The sequence below is a fragment of the bacterium genome, assembly GCA_035419245.1.
GTDB lineage: Bacteria > Zhuqueibacterota > Zhuqueibacteria > Residuimicrobiales > Residuimicrobiaceae > JAKPUX01.
In genome coordinates, this window is record DAOLSP010000011.1 from 76,367 (window position 1) to 93,307 (window position 16,941).

The 16,941-nt window shown below is 62.6% G+C and carries 14 protein-coding genes and 1 pseudogene; 4 read left to right on the plus strand and 11 right to left on the minus strand.

From position 1 onward, the window contains the following. Positions 1–14: 14 nt before the first annotated feature. Both PLH32_12910 and PLH32_12915 read right to left on the minus strand, forming a co-directional pair. The gene (locus tag PLH32_12910) at positions 15–506 is read right to left on the minus strand and encodes a ferritin (protein HQJ65507.1); all 492 of its coding nucleotides are present in this window, start codon (positions 504–506) and stop codon (positions 15–17) included. An 88-nt stretch (positions 507–594) separates the two neighbouring features. Beyond that, the gene (locus PLH32_12915; protein ID HQJ65508.1) at positions 595–2,184 is read right to left on the minus strand and encodes an aspartate:alanine exchanger family transporter; all 1,590 of its coding nucleotides are present in this window, start codon (positions 2,182–2,184) and stop codon (positions 595–597) included. Positions 2,185–2,317: 133 nt separating this feature from the next. On the opposite strand from PLH32_12915, the gene PLH32_12920 reads away from it, so the two are divergent. Beyond that, positions 2,318–2,827 carry a rhodanese-like domain-containing protein gene (locus tag PLH32_12920; GenBank protein HQJ65509.1) on the plus strand — a complete coding sequence of 170 codons (510 nt, stop codon included), beginning with the start codon at positions 2,318–2,320 and terminating at the stop codon, positions 2,825–2,827. Continuing rightward, positions 2,820–3,263 (plus strand): MauE/DoxX family redox-associated membrane protein, encoded by a 444-nt coding sequence (locus tag PLH32_12925; GenBank protein ID HQJ65510.1) that lies wholly within the window; start codon positions 2,820–2,822, stop codon positions 3,261–3,263. Before PLH32_12920 ends, PLH32_12925 begins: the two co-directional genes overlap by 8 nt. 45 nt (positions 3,264–3,308) lie before the next feature. Here PLH32_12925 and PLH32_12930 read toward each other — a convergent pair whose 3' ends face one another. The 9 genes and pseudogenes from PLH32_12930 to PLH32_12970 form a co-directional block, all read right to left on the minus strand. Then, positions 3,309–4,679, minus strand: a complete 1,371-nt coding sequence (locus PLH32_12930) for an MmgE/PrpD family protein (protein HQJ65511.1) — start codon at positions 4,677–4,679, stop codon at positions 3,309–3,311. Positions 4,680–4,845: 166 nt separating this feature from the next. Next, on the minus strand, positions 4,846–5,562 hold the full coding sequence (locus tag PLH32_12935) for a class I SAM-dependent methyltransferase (GenBank protein HQJ65512.1): 717 nt from the start codon (positions 5,560–5,562) through the stop codon (positions 4,846–4,848). Between the two features lie 309 nt (positions 5,563–5,871). Then, a complete protein-coding gene (locus PLH32_12940) occupies positions 5,872–7,125 on the minus strand; it encodes a DUF438 domain-containing protein (protein ID HQJ65513.1) in 1,254 nt (417 codons plus the stop codon). Then, on the minus strand, positions 7,118–8,233 hold the full coding sequence (locus PLH32_12945) for a 4Fe-4S binding protein (GenBank protein HQJ65514.1): 1,116 nt from the start codon (positions 8,231–8,233) through the stop codon (positions 7,118–7,120). The genes PLH32_12940 and PLH32_12945 overlap by 8 nt, the downstream gene beginning before the upstream one ends. 1 nt (position 8,234) lies before the next feature. Further along, positions 8,235–8,693 carry an Rrf2 family transcriptional regulator gene (locus tag PLH32_12950; protein ID HQJ65515.1) on the minus strand — a complete coding sequence of 153 codons (459 nt, stop codon included), beginning with the start codon at positions 8,691–8,693 and terminating at the stop codon, positions 8,235–8,237. Positions 8,694–8,886: 193 nt separating this feature from the next. Beyond that, positions 8,887–9,798 carry a UTP--glucose-1-phosphate uridylyltransferase gene (locus PLH32_12955; GenBank protein ID HQJ65516.1) on the minus strand — a complete coding sequence of 304 codons (912 nt, stop codon included), beginning with the start codon at positions 9,796–9,798 and terminating at the stop codon, positions 8,887–8,889. 516 nt (positions 9,799–10,314) lie between these two features. Beyond that, positions 10,315–10,515 (minus strand): annotated as a pseudogene (locus PLH32_12960) (GHMP kinase). Positions 10,516–10,969: 454 nt separating this feature from the next. Next, complete coding sequence (gene rlmB, locus PLH32_12965; GenBank protein ID HQJ65517.1) at positions 10,970–11,704, minus strand: 23S rRNA (guanosine(2251)-2'-O)-methyltransferase RlmB; 735 nt, start codon at positions 11,702–11,704, stop codon at positions 10,970–10,972. Between the two features lie 67 nt (positions 11,705–11,771). Continuing rightward, entirely contained in the window at positions 11,772–13,940 is a 2,169-nt protein-coding gene (locus PLH32_12970; GenBank protein HQJ65518.1) for a CHASE2 domain-containing protein, read from the minus strand. 216 nt (positions 13,941–14,156) lie between these two features. Here PLH32_12970 and PLH32_12975 point away from each other — a divergent pair, with 216 nt between their 5' ends. Continuing rightward, entirely contained in the window at positions 14,157–15,491 is a 1,335-nt protein-coding gene (locus PLH32_12975; protein ID HQJ65519.1) for a pitrilysin family protein, read from the plus strand. Then, positions 15,488–16,873 (plus strand): pitrilysin family protein, encoded by a 1,386-nt coding sequence (locus PLH32_12980; GenBank protein HQJ65520.1) that lies wholly within the window; start codon positions 15,488–15,490, stop codon positions 16,871–16,873. The genes PLH32_12975 and PLH32_12980 overlap by 4 nt, the downstream gene beginning before the upstream one ends. Positions 16,874–16,941 lie beyond the last annotated feature (68 nt).

Here is a 16,941-nt window from a genome sequence, read left to right on the forward strand (position 1 = left end):
TCAGGTCTGGAAGTTCAGTCTCCGCGTTTGCCGAACTGTCCATCGAGCATCATCAGGGCATGCGGCGCATTCTTGGCCATTTTGACCAGATGCAGCCCCTTGTCCATGTTGCCCTCCTCTTCGATCTGCTCCTTGACGAACCAGTCAAGCAGGCCGGCGGTGGCATAGTCGTTTTCCTTGACGGCCAGCGCCATCAGCTCGTTTATCGATCTGGTGATGAACTTTTCATGCTCCAGGGTCAAGGCAAAGATCTCCTCGACATCCTTGTAACTGGTCTGGGGCTTTTCGATGGCCTCGAGGACAACACGGCCGCCCTGTTCGTTGACATAGGCGTAGAACTTCATGGCGTGTCCCATCTCTTCTTTGGCCTGAATCTCAAAGAAGCGGGCGAAACCATCGAGATATTTTTCCTTCAGGTCCGCTGCCATGGCAAGATAAAGATAAGCGGAGTACATCTCCTTGTTGATTTGCGTATTGATAGCGGCTTCCATCTTTTTGGAAATCATCAGGTCCTCCTTTGCGAAGCTTCATAGTGCGCTGATTAGAATATTCACTCACTTGTAACAAAAAATCCCCTGAAATAGTTCCGGACTTTCATAAAAGCGAAATAATCTGGGCGCAAATGATGGTGCAGACCAGCGCGACCGGATAGACGGTGGCGTAGGCGACGGCCGGGGCGGCACAGTCGCTCATCGGATCGAGGGCGCCTAAGCCCGGCGTGCTGGTCATCGCCCCGGTCAGCGTGCCGAGGAGGGTGAGAATGTTGATCCGCAGCAGGCCATAGCCCAGGGCGATGCCGGCGATCATTGGCAGCAGGGTGATGACCGCGCCGATCAGAAAGATGCGCGCGCCGTATTGCCCGATCGCCGTGCTGATATGAGCGCCGGCCTCGGTGCCGACCGCGGCGAGAAAGAGGAGCAGGCCGAGCTGGCGCAGCACCTGGTTGGCGGTCCCGGAGAGGCTCCAGATGACCGGCCCGGTCTTGCCGATGCGGCTCAGGATCAGGGTGACGGCAAGCACACCGCCGGTCAATCCCAGGCTGAATTCCATGCCCCCCGGAAGCGGTATCGGCATCTTGCCGAGCAGGATGCCGGCGACGATGCCGAGAGCGATGGGCAGAAAATCGGCCTCCGAAATGCGCTTGTCGTCATTGCCGAGCAGCTTGACCACCTGATGCATGTTATCCGAATCACACGCCACCAGCAGCTTGTCGCCAAAACGCAGCACACTGCCGCGCCGGGGGGCGATGTCGATATCGCCGCGACGGATGCGCGTGATGTTGGCGTTGTAATTGGTATGCAGGTGCAGGGTGGCCAGACTTTGACCGACGACCGTGCGGTTGGTGACCAGCACCCACTGGACCTCATACCCCTTGGACAGGGGGATCTCGCGGTCGGTCTCCGGGCCGATCAGCAGCCGGGTCTTCTCGAGGGCCTCGGTGGTGCCCACCGCCTTGACCAGATCGCCGAGATAGAGCCGGGTTTCCGGTGAAGGCGTGACCGCCACGCCATTGTGCATCACCCGCGAGATCGTGGCTTCCGTCATCGAGCGGATCGTCAAAGCCCCGAGGGGTTGGCCGTCCATATTGACGTTCTCGACGATAAAATTGCGGTTGAGGATCTCCGGATGGGCGATGAAGGCCTCGGCGGCATAGTCGCGGGCGGCGAGGGTGAGATCGGCGCGCAGCAGACGAGGCATCAAACGAACAAAGAGAATGACGCCGATCACACCGAAGGGATAGGCGACGCCATAGCCGATCGAGGCGAGCGGCGATCCGGCCGCCTCGATCGCCGCCGCCAGCCCGGGCGTGCTGGTGAGCGCGCCGGTGAAGAGACCGCTGGCCATCTTGAAATCGACGTCAAAGGCATAGGCCAGGGCTACCGTGACACCGGCCCCGGTGACGACGATCAGGACCGTCGTCAGTACCAGCTGCAGGCCGCGCCGCTGAAAGGATTCGAAAAAACCCGGACCGGCGGAAATGCCAATGGTGAAGATGAAAAGAAGCAGACCGACATTCTGAAAATCGGCTGGGACGCGATAGCCATAGTGGCCGAAGATCAGCGCCACGAAAATCACCGCCGAGACGTCGAGCGAGATGCCCTTGATCTGAAAGCGGCCGAGGACGATACCCAGGGCGACGATGAAAAAGAGAATGAAGGCGCTGGACTGGAACAGGGCGGTCATCTGCAAATTCTCCGAAAAGGGAGAAAATTTAGACAATTTCAGGCAAATATCAAAATTATTTTGCCTATGGAGGGTCAATTTTCTATATTAGACGTACACGAATCCGCAGATCTCCTTGGAAAGGATATCCCCGATGTTGCGTTGGTTTCCCGCCTGGGCGCTGCGCCAGGCGCTGCTGCTGCTGCTCGCCGCCGGACTGACCGGCCTGGTGGCCAATCACCTCAATCCCCGCGGCGTCGCGCTCCAGCCGGGTGGCTCGGCTATAGCCGGCATGGCCGCCATGGAAGAGAGCGATGGGGCGGAACTGCCCCGTCCCATCACCCTGGTACAGCTGCAGCTGCTGCTCGGGCGCGAGGCCGCGCTGCTGCTTGACGCGCGCAGCCGTGACGAATACCGGGCCGGCCATCTGCCCGGGGCGGTCAGCCTCCCCTTCGAGGACGGGAGCGAAGAGCGGGCGCGGATCGAACTGCTGCCGCGCGACCGCTGGCTGATCTGCTATTGCGACGGCGGCGGTTGCGAGCTCTCTGAACATTTGGGGCTGGAGCTGGTCGGACGGGGCTTTAAAAAAGTGGCGGTGTACCGCGGCGGGATCGAGGAGTGGCGGCAGCACCATGCCCTGGTGCAGGAGGAAGCCCATGAGTAACCCAGCCGGCGCCCGCCTCGCCACCCTGCTGCGCCTGGGACTGGCGGCGCTCTTTATCTATGCCAGCCTCGACAAGATCGCCCATCCGGCTGCTTTCGCCGTGGCTATCGGCCACTACCAGATGCTCCCCGGCTTCCTGGCGGCCCTGCTCGCCGCCATCCTCCCCTGGCTCGAACTGGGCTGCGGCCTGGCGCTGCTGCTCAACCGCGGCGTGGCCGGCGCAACCCTGCTCGTCGCCGGGATGAACCTGCTCTTCATCCTCGCCATCACGGCGGCGCTGGCCCGGGGACTCGATATCTCCTGCGGCTGCTTTTCCACCTCCGGCGCGGGCAGCCGTGTCGGGGTGACGCGTCTGCTCGAAGACCTCGGGCTGCTGATCGCCGCCGTCTGGCTCTACCTGCGCGCCATCGCAGCGCCGCGTCCGGATTTCGCCTGAGCCGGTGCAAGCGCGCCGGCTCAGCACCGGGGAACCGGATATCCCTTAAACCACCACCAGCTGCATGTAATCGCGGATTGCGAGCGGCCGGGTGCCCAGCGCCCAGGTCGCCTCGATCAGCCGCTCCCGCTGCTCCGCCCCCATCACCGCCTCCGCATTGGCCGTAAATTTGGCGACCACCTCCGCATCGCTCATCGGATTCTCAGGGCTGCCCTTGGCATGGTCCACCTGGGCTGTATGCGTCCGCCCGGCGGTATCGGTGATCTCGACAATCGCCCGTTTGGTCCCCGGAAAAAGCCGGTCGATCTCCGCATCCGCCACTACCTTGATCTTGCCCAGCATGCTCCAGATGCGCGGATCGGCAAGCTTTTCCTCGCTGAAGGAGGAGGGGAGGACATGGCCGTCCACCAGGGCCGCGGCGATGCAATAGGGAAGACTGTGGTCGGCGGTCTCCTTGGTCGTCGGCTTGTATTTGCTCGGATCGGAGAGGATGTCCGCTCCGCGGGTGGTGGTCCGCACCAGGACGCGAGCGATCGTGGCCTCGGTCAGCTGCTGTTGTTCGCGCAATTCGAGCGCTGCGGAGATCGCTTGATGGGTGAGGGCCTCGGTGGGGAAAGGCTTGTAGCCGCATTCGGTGATGAGCCATTTCTCGCCCAGACCATCGAGCAGCGCCTCAGTCGACCACTTTACGTTGTGGAGGACGTGAAAGAGGCCCTCTTTGCCCTCGATCACCTCGACCGGTCCGGTGTAGTTTTCGGCGGCCAGCAAGGCCGCGGCGACGCCCGCGGCGGTGGCCATCGGATCGGCGGTGTTTTTCATATTGGTGAGGTGGCCGGCGACCACGCCGCCGAGAGTGAAATGGCTTGAACCGCTGATGCCTGCGGCGGCCACGGTCTGTTCTTCTGACAGACCAAGCAGGCGGGCGGCGACGAAGGGGGAGACGAACTGGGTGAGGGTGGCGTGATGCCAGCCGACCTCGCGCACGCCGGGCGTTGCGGCAAGGCACCAGCGCATCTCCAGTTCGTAGGCGATGAGGATGCCGGCGATGAGATCGCGGGCATCGCGGCCGGCCTTTTCGCCGGCGGCCAGAGCGGCCGGGATGATATCGGAGGGATGGCTCGGGTCCTGCTTCCAGTAAATGTCGTTATAGTCGATGGCGCGGATCAGGAGGCTGTTCATCAGTGCGGCGTTGGGGGCGTTGGTGCGCAGGCCGCTGCCGATAAGCGTGGCGTCCGGCGTTCCGCCCAGCTTTTCGATGAAGCGATGCGCGGCGCGCATGTCCTCATTGCCGAGGGCGGCCAGGGCGCAGCCGAAGCTGTCGAGCAGAAAGCGGCGCGCCTCCTTGCGGGCGGGTTCGGGGATGGCGTCATAGTGCAGACCGAGGGCGAAGCGGGCCATTTGTCGCGTGATGCTCATGGGGGCTCTCCTTGTACAATGGAATGTGGCAGTATTCAGGCGGGCTAATTTAATAAAGCTGCGGGAGAAAGCAAAGAAAAAGCGCCTCAGGGCGTGCGCGCCGCTCTCCGCTCGCTTGGCCTGGTCCGGCTCAGGCCGACAGGGCCGGCGCTGGCCCGGCCTCGACTCAGCGCCGGGCCGCCACCACCAGGTTCGGCGAGGTCCCGTCCGCAAAGCTTGCCCGCTGCAGATCGCCATAGATCTCGAGGTCGCCGAATCCGGCCTCACCCAGCGCCGCTTCCACCTCCGGCCGCTGCCATGGATAGAGCGGAACACTCTGCAACCGGTGTCCGGGCGGCCGCTGTGCCCAGTCGATCTCGAGGATATTAAAGCGCAGCAGGGGCTCGCCGAAATCGTAGAAGCGGATGAATTCGCGTTCTCCCTCGCGGCTGAGGCCGATCACCCGCCGCTGCCAGGCCAGAACAAGCGTGTAATTAATCAGCTGGAGAAGCAGATGGCCGCCGGGCGCCAGCAGACGGTGAAATCCGCTCAAGGCTGCGCTGAGCGCGCCGGCATCGAGCAGATGCGGCAGCGAATTGCCGAGGCATAGCACAAGATCATAGGGGGGGGCGACCGCCTGATCGAGGCGCTCCATGGCGGCCTCGACCCAGCGCACAGTCACCTTCTCCGCCGCGGCATGCCGGCGCGCTTGCGCCAGCATCTCCGGCGAGAGATCAGCGCCCGTCACCGCCACCCCCAGCTGCGCCAGGGCGATGGCGTGCAGTCCCGTGCCACAAGCGGCATCGAGGGCGCGCGAGAAACCGAAACGTTCCCGCCAGTGCGACAGCATCTCGCGTTCCCCCGGCAAGCGCGCGCCAAAACGCGTCATCGTGTCATACTGCACCGCCATCTCCCGGTAGAATGCGGCGGCATCGCGGCCGCTGACCCTATCCCTCGGCCTCCCCCGCCCGCTCCCGCTCCCACCCCGGGACGCACGCGTCGATACCGGCCCCGCACTTCGGCTCCCACCCGCCGGCTCTTTCTTCTCACCGCGGCTCACAGTCGCTCCTTTCCTGTTCCGTCAGACCTTGCAGAAATAGTTGCGGAAGAGATCCGTCTCCTCCTACAGGATCCAGACCGCAAAGCCTTTCTTGCCTACGGCCTCGAGCAGGTCATGCCGTTTGGTATCCTGGGTGATGGCCAGACTCATGGTTTACTCCTTCGCATAGCTGAGCAGGCGCTGGTCGCCGGTCAGCTGCCGTTTTCCGGTGAGGTCCTGCGTCACCTCCAGGGTGCCGAGATAGTCGCCCGCGGCATTGCGCAGAGCGAAATATTCGATATGAACGAATTTGCCGCCCACGGTGAGCCAGAAAGGAGCACGGCTCCGCCGGCCGCTGCGGAAATCGTCGAGGATTTGCTGCACGATATGCATCGATTTCGGGGGATGGCAGAGCTGCACCTTGCGGCCGATCACGGCGAGATTGCGCTCGAAGACCCGTTCGCGTCCCTCGGAGTAAAAGCGCACCGTATCCTCGGCGTCGACAAAGGTGATATCGAAGGGCAGGGTGCTCATCACCGCGGTGAGTTCCTCCAGCGAAAAACTTCCAGTGGGCAGCTGGATCCGTCCGGTGAGGGCGGTGCCCAAGGCCGTCGCGGCCCTCTCCGCCGTTCCTTCGGCCGCAAGGGACTCCGGGGCCGGCGTCCAGACGGCTGACGGGGCGAAGAGAGAGTAGCCGATCTCGGCCGAGCCTGCCTGGATCCGTGCCCACTCGCCCTCGGTGAAGCTGTCGAGGCACATCGGAAAGAGGATCTGCTCCTCCTTGTAGATCATCTCCGCGACCGCATCCGCCGCCGGCCGGAGCAGTAGATCGATGGAGTCGGCCAGGGCCTCCTGGTCCGTCCGCGTGAGGGCCTGCAGGGCCTCGCGGGCGGCCTTGAGCTTAGCGCGCGCCTCGTCATGCTTGCCCCACATCACCGTCGGCGGACCGGTGATCCCCTTCTGTTCGAGGATGGGAAAGAGGAGATACTCCTTGCGGCGGTAATGTTTGTCCACCTCGGCCAGGGCGTTGAAATGATCGGCTATCTCGTAGATGAGGTCGGTGGAGTAGCCCTCCGCTGCGCGGGCGAAGAGCGCCTCCAGGGCCGCCATTTCCAGCTGGAGGGCGCGATTCTCCTGGATGAAGGTGTGCACCGGATGGCCCTCCGGCGCGGTCCGGGCGCCGCTGTCGTCGATCTGGCCCTTGAGCACCGCTCCGTGGATATCACAGAGCTTGAGGACCTCCTCGGTCGGCAGCCCCTCGGCGATCAGCTCCTGCTCGACCGCGACCACATCTTCATAGGGCACCTGGCCCATCAGGTCGGCGAGCTGCTGGCGCACGGCCTCGGGCGCCGCCCCCTTGTGCAGTTGCAGGATCATATGTTTGAGCAGTTGCTTGCGCTGCCGGTCGTTGGCGATCAATTCATTCATGAGGTACTCCTTTTAGTGGTTCGTTCGGATGATGGATGAGGGATTCCGGCTGTCCGGGCGCTGCCGGCGCGGGCCCGGGTACTGACGGCGGCGTCTGGCCGCGGAAATGGTTGTATACTGGACGGTTGATGTTGCGGATATGCTGACGATACTCCTCGGTCGAGATCGAGCTGTGCCAGCGGCCGGCAAGACGGGCGGCGCCAATGCCGGCCGCGAAGAGCAGGAGCAGAACGAGGGGATACCAGCGACGCGGCAAAATCCCCCCCCGTTCCGTAACCGACAGTTGCAGGGTCTCCCTGACAGGGCAGGCGTCGACACATTGCAGGCAGCCGTTGCATTCGTCGGACCAGACCGTGCGGGCCTTGTCGACCTTGATGTCGGCCGGGCAAACCCGGGTGCATTTGCCGCAATCGATGCAGCTTTCGGCCTTGCGATGGATCTTGAGCGGGCTCAACCCGCTCAGCAGTCCCAGCAGGGCGCCATAAGGGCAGAGGTAGCGGCACCAGAAGTGACGCACCAGGATGGAGAGCAGCACCAGCGCGGCGAGCACCTTGAGGGTGACGGCCGAGGCGTGCGCGAAAAAAAGATACATCTTGATATCCGCGGCGCGGTTGTAGGGGGTGTCGAGAAAAGCCGCCAGGGCGTTCGTGTCCATACCCCAAAAGATAGCATAGGCGAAAAAGCCGAGGAGGAGGTACTTCACCCCGCGCAAAGGATAGTCGAGCCATCGCGGCAGCCGGCGGGGACGGCCGAAGATCCAGAGATGGATCCTGCCCAGATACTCCGAAAGCAGGCCGAAGGGGCAGACCCAGCCGCAAAAGCCCTTCTTTAGGACCACCGCCGTGGCGGCAATGATCAGCAGCAGCACCAGACTGGCGGGGTGGATGGTCGTAAAGTGGCCGGTCAGCAACCAATACTTGAGGCTGATCAGGGCGCTGATCGGGAGAAAGGCCTCAACGCCGGGAGGACGGGTGACGGTGATTGGCCCGGTGCCGCCGGCCTGGTGGACGAAGCGGACGAACTGCACGCCAATCCAGAGGATGAGCAAGAGAAAGCCCCACTGAACGATGCGGCGGATGCGCTGAGGTGACAACGGCCTGCTTTTCATATTATGATTTCACGGCTTCAGTCGAGTGCAAATCAGTCAGGCGGAATCCGTCCTGACAGACCCGCTCGGCCAGGTCGGCGAGGGTTGTGGCGCTGAAAAGCTGCTCCAGATTAGAGCGCAGCCCGCTCCATTGATCGTGTATGGGGCAGGGATGATCGTCGTCGCAGTGATCCAGACCGATCATGCAGCCGTTGAAGATTCGGTTGCCGTCGATCGCCAGAACGATCTCTTTCAAAGAGATCGCAGCGGCCGGCCGCGCCAGGGTTACGCCGCCGTTGGGCCCCTTGAACGAAGCCATGATGCGCGCTTGCGTCAGCAACTGGAGAATCTTGGTGAGAAAATGGAAGGAGATCTCCAGCGCGGATGCAATCTCGCGGATGGGCACAAAGGCACGATCGGCTTGCAGCGCTATATACAACGAGGCGCGGATGGCATGGTCGCAGCTCCTGGAGAGGATCATAGTTGGTCCGCCTTATTATAAGATAAAAGAGTATTATGTCTTAAATATAACACAAGTATTGAAAGGATGCAAGCATTTTTTGGCCCGGCCGGATCCGATCGGGCTGAGAGGGGACGGCCGCGGAAGGCGGCCGGGTAGGCGTGGGTGCGCGCGAAAGGGTGCGGGCGTGGGAGACTGCCCGGCGGGCTGCCGCTCACGCCGACGCGAAATCGATCACCGACTGACGGTAGGCGGCCGGATTGCCGATGTCATACCGCCGTCCTCTGACCAAACAGCCGACAAAACCCTCCTCCTGGCGCAGCCGGTCCAGGCACGAGGTGAGCTGGAACTCACCCCGCTCGCGCAGGTTCAGCCGGATGTTTTCCTCGAGATAGGCAAAGATTTTGGGGTCGAGAACGTACTGGCCAAAGACCGTCAGGAATTCATCCTCGCCCATGCCTTCCATATGGAGATGCTGGCGGGCATACTCGGGCGTAGGCTTTTCGTAAAACTCGGTGATGGAGAGCGAGACGTGTGCTTCCTTCCATACCCCGGTCATGCAGCCGAAATGACCCACCTCGGCGCCGGGATTGATCTTGGCACCGACGACGCTGACGCCGACTCGTTCGTAGAGATCGAGCAGCTGGCGGGAGCACGATTTTTCGACCTCCGAGGCATAGAGGTGATCTCCGAGCAGCAGTAAAAAGGGCTCGTCGCCCACCCAGTCATGGGCGCAGTAGACGGCATGACCAAAACCCTCCTGCACATCCTGGGTGAGAAAGGTGATGCGGTTGCCGATCTCCATCAGGTAGCGGCTGTACTCCTGATCCTCGTGAGAGAGCTTGTTAAAGTTCTCGATCGGCGGCGGCGTGCAAAAGATCTCCTCGAAGAGCTCGCGGTCCTGGCTCTGAACGATAATGCCGACCTGCTCGACACCGGCGGCGAGGGCCTCCTCGACGATTGCCAGAATCACCGGCTTGGCGCGCCCCTGGCGGTCAATAATCGGGAAAAGCTCCTTCTTGACCGCCTTGGTGGCCGGGAAGAGCCGGGTCCCGAAACCGGCGGCGGGGATGACTGCCTTGCGCACGCGCCGGCCCGCCTTGAGCACGAGCTTGAGGCAGGACATCCCCATCTCCTTCTCGATCAATTCGATGGCGCGCGCCTGGCTCTTTTCGTCACGGCAGATGAATTGGGCCGAGCCGTCGCCCTGCGAGCCGACGCCTTTGCCGCCATAGATGTAGGGCTGCAGCTTGTCCCAGCTCAGGAGCTGGTGCAGCACCGGCGCGGTAAGCTGCGAGGGGCAAGCGGGCTGGAGATGGCGGTCGAATTCGGCCTGGGCCTCGGTCATGCAGGCGCCGATGCGGGCCGCATCGCCGGAGGTGAGGGCCTCTCCAGCCGCGGCGACGATGCGCTCGTTGATCGGCCCGAGATAGGCTTGAACCTGGCGCTGCTCCTCGTTCTCCGCGAAGGGGTAACAGTGGTTGAGCTGGTTGAGGATCTCGCGCGTGTCCTTGCTGGCATGGAGATCAACGATGATGAAGTGAAGATCGTTCGGCACCGAGATCTCCTCGACATCCATGCGGTCGCCGTCAAAGGTCATCAGGATAGGGCGGTTGCCATAGGCGCAGCCCTGGTCCAGGCGTCCGCAGCGGGAGGGGGTGGTGATTTCGCCGAAGTAGGCCAGTTCCATCTCGCCCCGGATGGTCAACTTGAGGTCATAGACGCGGTTGAAGGCGCGGGCCACCAGAACGCAGACAGCGGCGCTGGAGGAGAGCCCTTTCTTGACCGGCAGATCGGTGAGAAAATTGTCGATTTCGAGCCCGCGCACCCGATGCTTGGTCATGATCTGATAGGCGACTCCAGCGGCGTAGCTGAAAAAGCCGCCCTTCTCGGCCTCGGCCAGAAGGGCGTCGCGTTCCATGGCGACCTCATAAGGGCCCTGCCGGGTGCCGTCGCCGAGGGTGGCGCGAAAGATGAATTTGCTCGGATGGGGTTTGACGTTGGCATGAAGGCCCTGATTTGTGCCGGCGATGATGGCATAGCCCTTGGTAATGGCGGCGTTGATCCGGCGATACCCGCCCGCCCAGTCACTGTGTTCGCCGAACAAACAGATGCGCCCCGGCACAAAAAGCTTCATTGTTGTATCTCCAATAGGTTAAGAGAGCAGAGTGCTTCTAAGGCTGTACAAGCAAACCTTTTCTCACGGAGCCAAAGAGGCACAAGGAATACGATCTTGGATAATCACTTTTTCTCTTGATGTCTTTGTGCCTCCGTGAGAAGCCTGTATGGAAAAAATGTCAGAATCCACGCTGGCGGCGGGCCTCGAAAAAGAGCAGCGCGGCCGCCACCGAGACATTGAGGGAGTTCACTTTGCCGCTGAGCGGGATGCGGGCAATGAAATCGCACTCTTCGCGGACCAAACGGCGCAGCCCTTTGCCTTCGCTGCCGAGCACCAGGCCGGCCGGCCCTTTGAGATCCAACTCGGTATAGAGTATATCCCCTTCCTCGTCGGTGCCGGCGAACCAGAGGCCGCGCTCTTTCAAATCGTCCATGACGCGGCTGAGGTTGGTGACGCGGGCGACGGCGACGTGGGCAGCCGCGCCGGCTGAAGCCTTGAACACCGCGGCGGTCATCGGGGCGGCGTTGTCTTTGGGGATAATCACCCCGTGCACGCCGGCGCCATCAGCGCTGCGCAGGATCGCCCCGAAGTTATGCGGGTCCTGGATGCAGTCGAGGACGGCAATCAGGGGCGGCTCGTTACGCTGCTCAGCGCGCGCCAGGATCTCGTCGACCTCGACGTAATCGGGAAGAAGGATGCGCGCGGCCACCCCCTGATGATGGTCGCTGCCGGCGGCCCGGCTCAGCTCGGGACGCGCCACCGTTTCAAATGGAATCCGGCGGCTGGCGGCGAGCTTTTCGATCTCCTGCAGGGCGGCACCGCTCAATTCGCGCGAGAAGAGCAGCTTCTCGGCGGGGTAGCCGGCGCGCAGCCACTCGAGCACCGGGTTGCGGCCGTAGATATAGGCTAACATTGCATGCTTCTCCGGAACGTATCGGTTTTCCGCCTCTGTCGGGGCGGTCATCGCCGGCGCGGCGTCCCTACTTGGTCTTCATCTCGAAAACCCCGTCCCACTCAGCGCCCACCGGATTCTCCTTGAACCAGGCACAACGTTCGATGTAGGTCTGACTCGGCCCGTCCTCGGGATGGGCGGCCAGGGCGCGCTCGAAGGCGGCGATCGCCGCGTCCCACTGCTGCGCGCGGTAGAGCGCCAGCCCCTCTTCATAGAGCGGCACCGCCTTCCGGACACGGGCGTCAACCTCGGCCGCGGCGCCGCCGAGCAGCTCGTAGACCCGCACCGGCTGGTTCTTGCCCTTGACGCGCAGCAGGTCGAGTTCGCGCAGCGGGAATTCCCCGTTCAGAAGTTCCTTGGTGAACTCGCTGATCATGATGCTGGTCCCGTAGGCCTTGTTGGCCCCTTCGAGGCGGGAGGCGAGGTTGACCGAATCGCCGATCACGGTATAGTCGAAGCGCTCCTTGCCGCCGATGTTGCCGGCGATCATCGGCCCGGAGTTGATGCCCATGCGCACATGAAACTCGGGTTTGTTCTCCGAACGCCAGCGTTGCCGCAGCCCGACCAGTTTCTTCTGCATCTCGAGCGCGGCGAGGCAGGCCCGGCGGGCGTGGTCTTTCATCTCGACCGGCACACCGTAAACCGCCATAATCGCATCCCCCTCATATTTGTCGAGGTAGCCCTGATACTTGAAGACCACCTCGGTCATCGCGGTTAGATAATCGTTGAGCTGTGCGACCAGGGTTTCGGGCGAGAGGTTCTCCGAGACGGTGGTGAAATTCTTGATGTCCGAGAAAAAGGCGGTGGCCATCCGTTTCTCGCCCCCGAGCTTGAGCATGTCCGGCCGCTTGAGCAGCTCGTCGACCACCGAGGCGGTGATATAGTGCTGGAACATATTCTTGATGAAGCGCTTGTTGCGCTCCTCGTCAATAAAGCGATAGAGGATGACGAAGAGATAGGCGATGACGATGGCCATCACCGGGCGCACCAATTCGAGCCAGAAGGCCTGCTCGGCGAACCAGTGGCGGCCGAGCAGGGCGTAGCCGGTGATGATCAGGGCGCCGGCGAGACCGCCCAGGACCGGTTTGAGCAGCACGGTGAGGAAAGCGACCAGCAGGGCCAGCCCGATCAGGGTGAGAACCGTATACAGCAGACTCTGTTTTTCGATATACTGATGCTGGAGAATGTTGTAGAGGACGTTGGCGTGTACCTCGACGCCGGGAAAGGAATCCTGGAAAGGGACCGGTCGGATATCCGAGAGCCCCGCCGCCGAGGTTCCGACCAGGATGATCTTGTCCTGGAAGGTCTCCTGCGGCACCCGCTGCATCAGCACGTCGTAATAAGAGATATAGCGGAAGGTCTGGAAGGTGCCCTGGTAGCTGATGAGCATGCGGCCCGCCTTATCGATGGGGATGCGCATGGCCGCTTTGCCGGCCGGGGCGATGGTGATGGCCTTGCCGGGGATCACCGTGAGATCTTCGGGTCGCGCTCCCATCATGCCCATGGTCATGGCCAAGGTGAGGGCGCAATAGTGGCGGCCGGCGAAACCGATGAACATCGGCATGGTGCGGATGACGCTGTCGTTATCGGGCGAAAAGTTGGCAAAGCCGATGCCGGCGGCGGCGTTGTAGAGGGGAACCAGGCGGCCGTCCATGCGGTCGGCGCTGCGGATGCCGGGCAGGGTGCCGGCATGGAGCTGCAGCGCGAGGCGCCCGGCCTCGAGTCCCGCGGGCGGTTCTTTCATAGGGTAGAGAAAGGCGTCGGGATTGGCGCTGGAGAAGGCCATGGCGTGATAGACCATGCCGGCGCGAGCGGTGGCGGCGACCAGGGCGGAGTCCATCGCCGCGTCACGGTCGGGTTCCATGAAGAGGACGTCAAAGCCGATGGCGCGGGCGCCGCCACCGGCGATATAATCGATGAGGCGGGCATGGTAGTCGCGCGGCCACTGATCGAAGCGGCCCAGTTTTTCGAGGCTGCGGTCGTCGATGTCGACGACGATGATATCCTCGATGGTCGCGCCCTGGCGCCGCTCCCAGAGGGTCTTGAGGCGGCCGAGGTAACGCCAGTCGAGGGACTTGGCCTCGAAGGCGTCGAAGAGCCGGGGCTCGACGGCATACGTGAGCAGCAGCACCAGCAGGGCGGCGAGAAGTCCGAGGGCACCGCCGGCGAGCGAGCGGCGCAAGAGTGAGCTGTGCATGCGAGGGCCTCCTGGTCAACGATCCCTATATGGTACCGACAATATAGACATCCTGGCGAAAAGATGCAAGGGCCAAGCAGGCGACGCCTCGCGCCCATCCGGGCAGCCAGCCATCGCGGCTGCAGCGCCATCTTGCGCCGACCCCCACCAAGAAATTTCCTTGCTAAAGTTTTTGGAAATGAATACTTTGATATCACAAATCAGAGGAGAACCACCATGCACCTCAAACTGCTCCCCCTCTTTGGCCTCTTCTTCCTGCTCGGCTCGACTGTCAGTCTGGCGGCGACCTTCAGCCGGGAGAACATCACCAGCGCCAAACTCGACAATGGCCTCAAGATCCTCCTCTTTGAGGATCACGCCATTCCCAATATCGCCTATTTCACCTTTTTCCGCGTCGGCTCGCGCAACGAGCGGCCGGGGCTGACCGGCGTCTCCCATTTCATCGAGCACATGATGTTCAACGGCACAGCCCAGACCGGTCCGGGTCAGCTCGACAAGATCATGGAGTTCAACGGCGGCTCCAACAATGCCTACACCAGCGATGACCTGACCGCCTATACCGACTGGTTTCCCGCCGCGGCCCTCGAGAAGATGATGGCCATCGAGGCCGACCGCATGCAAGGCCTCACCTTCGATCCCGAGGTGCTCGAATCAGAACGCGGCGTGGTCGCCTCCGAGCGCCGCATGGGCGTCGAAAATGACAATGCCAGCCTGCTCGATGAGACCGTCCGCGCCACCGCCATTATGGCCCATCCCTACCACTGGTCGGTGATCGGCTGGATGAGCGATATCCAGAACTGGCGCCGTGACGAGATCATTGCTTATTATCGCACCTATTACGCCCCCAACAATGCGGTGCTGGTGGTGGTCGGCGATTTCAGGACGGCCGAGATCCTGCCGATGATCAAAAAGTACTACGATAAGATCCCGGCCAGTCCCGCTCCGGCGGCGGTGACCACGACCGAGCCGGAACAAATCGGTGCGCGCCGGGTGACGCTGCACAAGCAGGCCCAGTCGCCCAACTTCCAGATGTCCTGGCATGCACCGGCCTGCCTCGATGAGGCGTTTCCGGCGATGCGCATTCTGGAAATCACCCTGCTGCACGGCGAGAGCAGCCGCCTCTACCGCAGCCTGGTGAGCGACCGTCAGCTCGCAATCGATGTTCACGGCGGTATGCAGGAGAGCGTCGATCCTCTGCTTTTCAGTATCTATGTCGATCCGCGCCAGGAGGCCGATCTCGACACGATCGAGGCGGCCATTGATGCCGAGATCGCGAAGATTGCCGCCGCGGGGATCAGCGAGGCGGAACTGACCAAGGCGCGCAACACCATCCGCACCGATTTTTACCGTCCACAGCAGAGTATCAGCGGCAAGGCTAATATCCTCGGTACGGCCGAGCTGCTCTTCGGCGGTTGGGAACAGCTTTTCTCCTGGCCCGAGCGCTTCGATACGGTGACCGTCGCTCAGGTCCAGAACGCGGCGAAAAGGTGGCTTGGACCCTTGAAGAAGACCACCGGGGTACTGGTTCCGGAACAGGGAGGTGCTGAATGAAACCGACGTTGATTCTGACCGGACTGATGGTCGCCGCCCTGGCGCTGCAGGCGGGGGCCTTCGAACTGCCCAAGCCGCAAAAATTCACCCTCGCCAACGGCCTCACCGTCTATCACCTGGCCCAGCACGATCTGCCGCTGGTCAGCTTCCGCCTGATCATTTCGGGCGCAGGCAACTGCGCTGTGAGTGCGGAGCAGGAGGGGTTGGCGGATCTGACCGCCGAGCTGCTGCTGAAGGGAACCAGGAGCAAATCCGCAGCCGAGCTTGCCGAGGCGATCGACTTCATCGGCGCCGAACTGGATACCCGCGCCCGCGCCGAGTACGCCGAGATGAGCGGCAGCGCCCTGAGTGGAAATCTGCCCACGCTGATGGCGCTGGCGGGCGAGTGCCTCCTGCAGCCGGCCTTCGCCGCCAGCGAGTTCAAGTTGGAGCAGGGCCGGCGCATCGATGACCTGGTAGCCATCAAGGATAATCCCCAGGAGGCGGTCCGGTATTACTTCCAGAAAGCCTGGTTCGGGGCGCATCCCCTCGGACGGCTGAGCATCGGCAACGAGAGCGCTCTGGCTGCCATGACCCCGGAAGCGCCCGCCGCCTTTTACCGCGCCCATTATCACCCCAATATGGCGGTGATGGCGGTGGTGGGTGACATCCGGCTCGAGGACCTCAAAGCCCTCGTGAGAAAGCATTTCGGCGGCTGGAAGGCCGCCTCGGGCGCCACTGCAGCGGCCAGCCTGCCTGCGCTTCCTCCGCGCGGTCAGAGCCGGTACCTGCTCATCGACAAACCCGATGCCACCCAGGCCTATTTCATGCTGGGCGCCCCCGGCCTGCCGATGGGCGATCCCCGGATTCCCGCCGCGACGGTGATGAACACCCTCTTCGGCGGGCGCTTCACCTCCTGGCTGGTCACCGAGCTGCGGGTCAAACGCGGCCTCACCTACGGCGCCCGCGCCACCCTCCAGTCCTGGAATCATCTCGGCCTCTATTCCATCAGTTCGTATACGCGCAACGAAAAAATCGGCGAGATGTTGCAGGTGACCTTCGACCTCATCAACAAGGCGCGGCAGGAGGGATTCAGCGACGAAGAGATCACCAGCGGCCGCAACTACATCCTTGGTCAGTTTCCGCCCAGCCTCGAAAGCCAGATGGCCAAGGCGCAGGCCTACACCGACCTGCACTTCTACGGACTTGGCAGCGACTATTACACCCGCTTCCTGCAGTCGATCGCGACAGTGCAGCCCGACCAGTCCAGGGAGATGGCGCAAACGCTGATGCCCGCCGATCCGGTCGTCCTGGTTGTGGTTGGCAAGGCTGCGGAGATCCGCGCCCAACTTGAGAAATTCGCCTCATTCGAGGTGCGCTCCATCGAGGAGGCGGGATTCTGATTGGGCCTCACACTGAGGCGCAGTGCCACGGAGAGAGGAAGGGTCCGGGTCCACTGCATACTCTGATC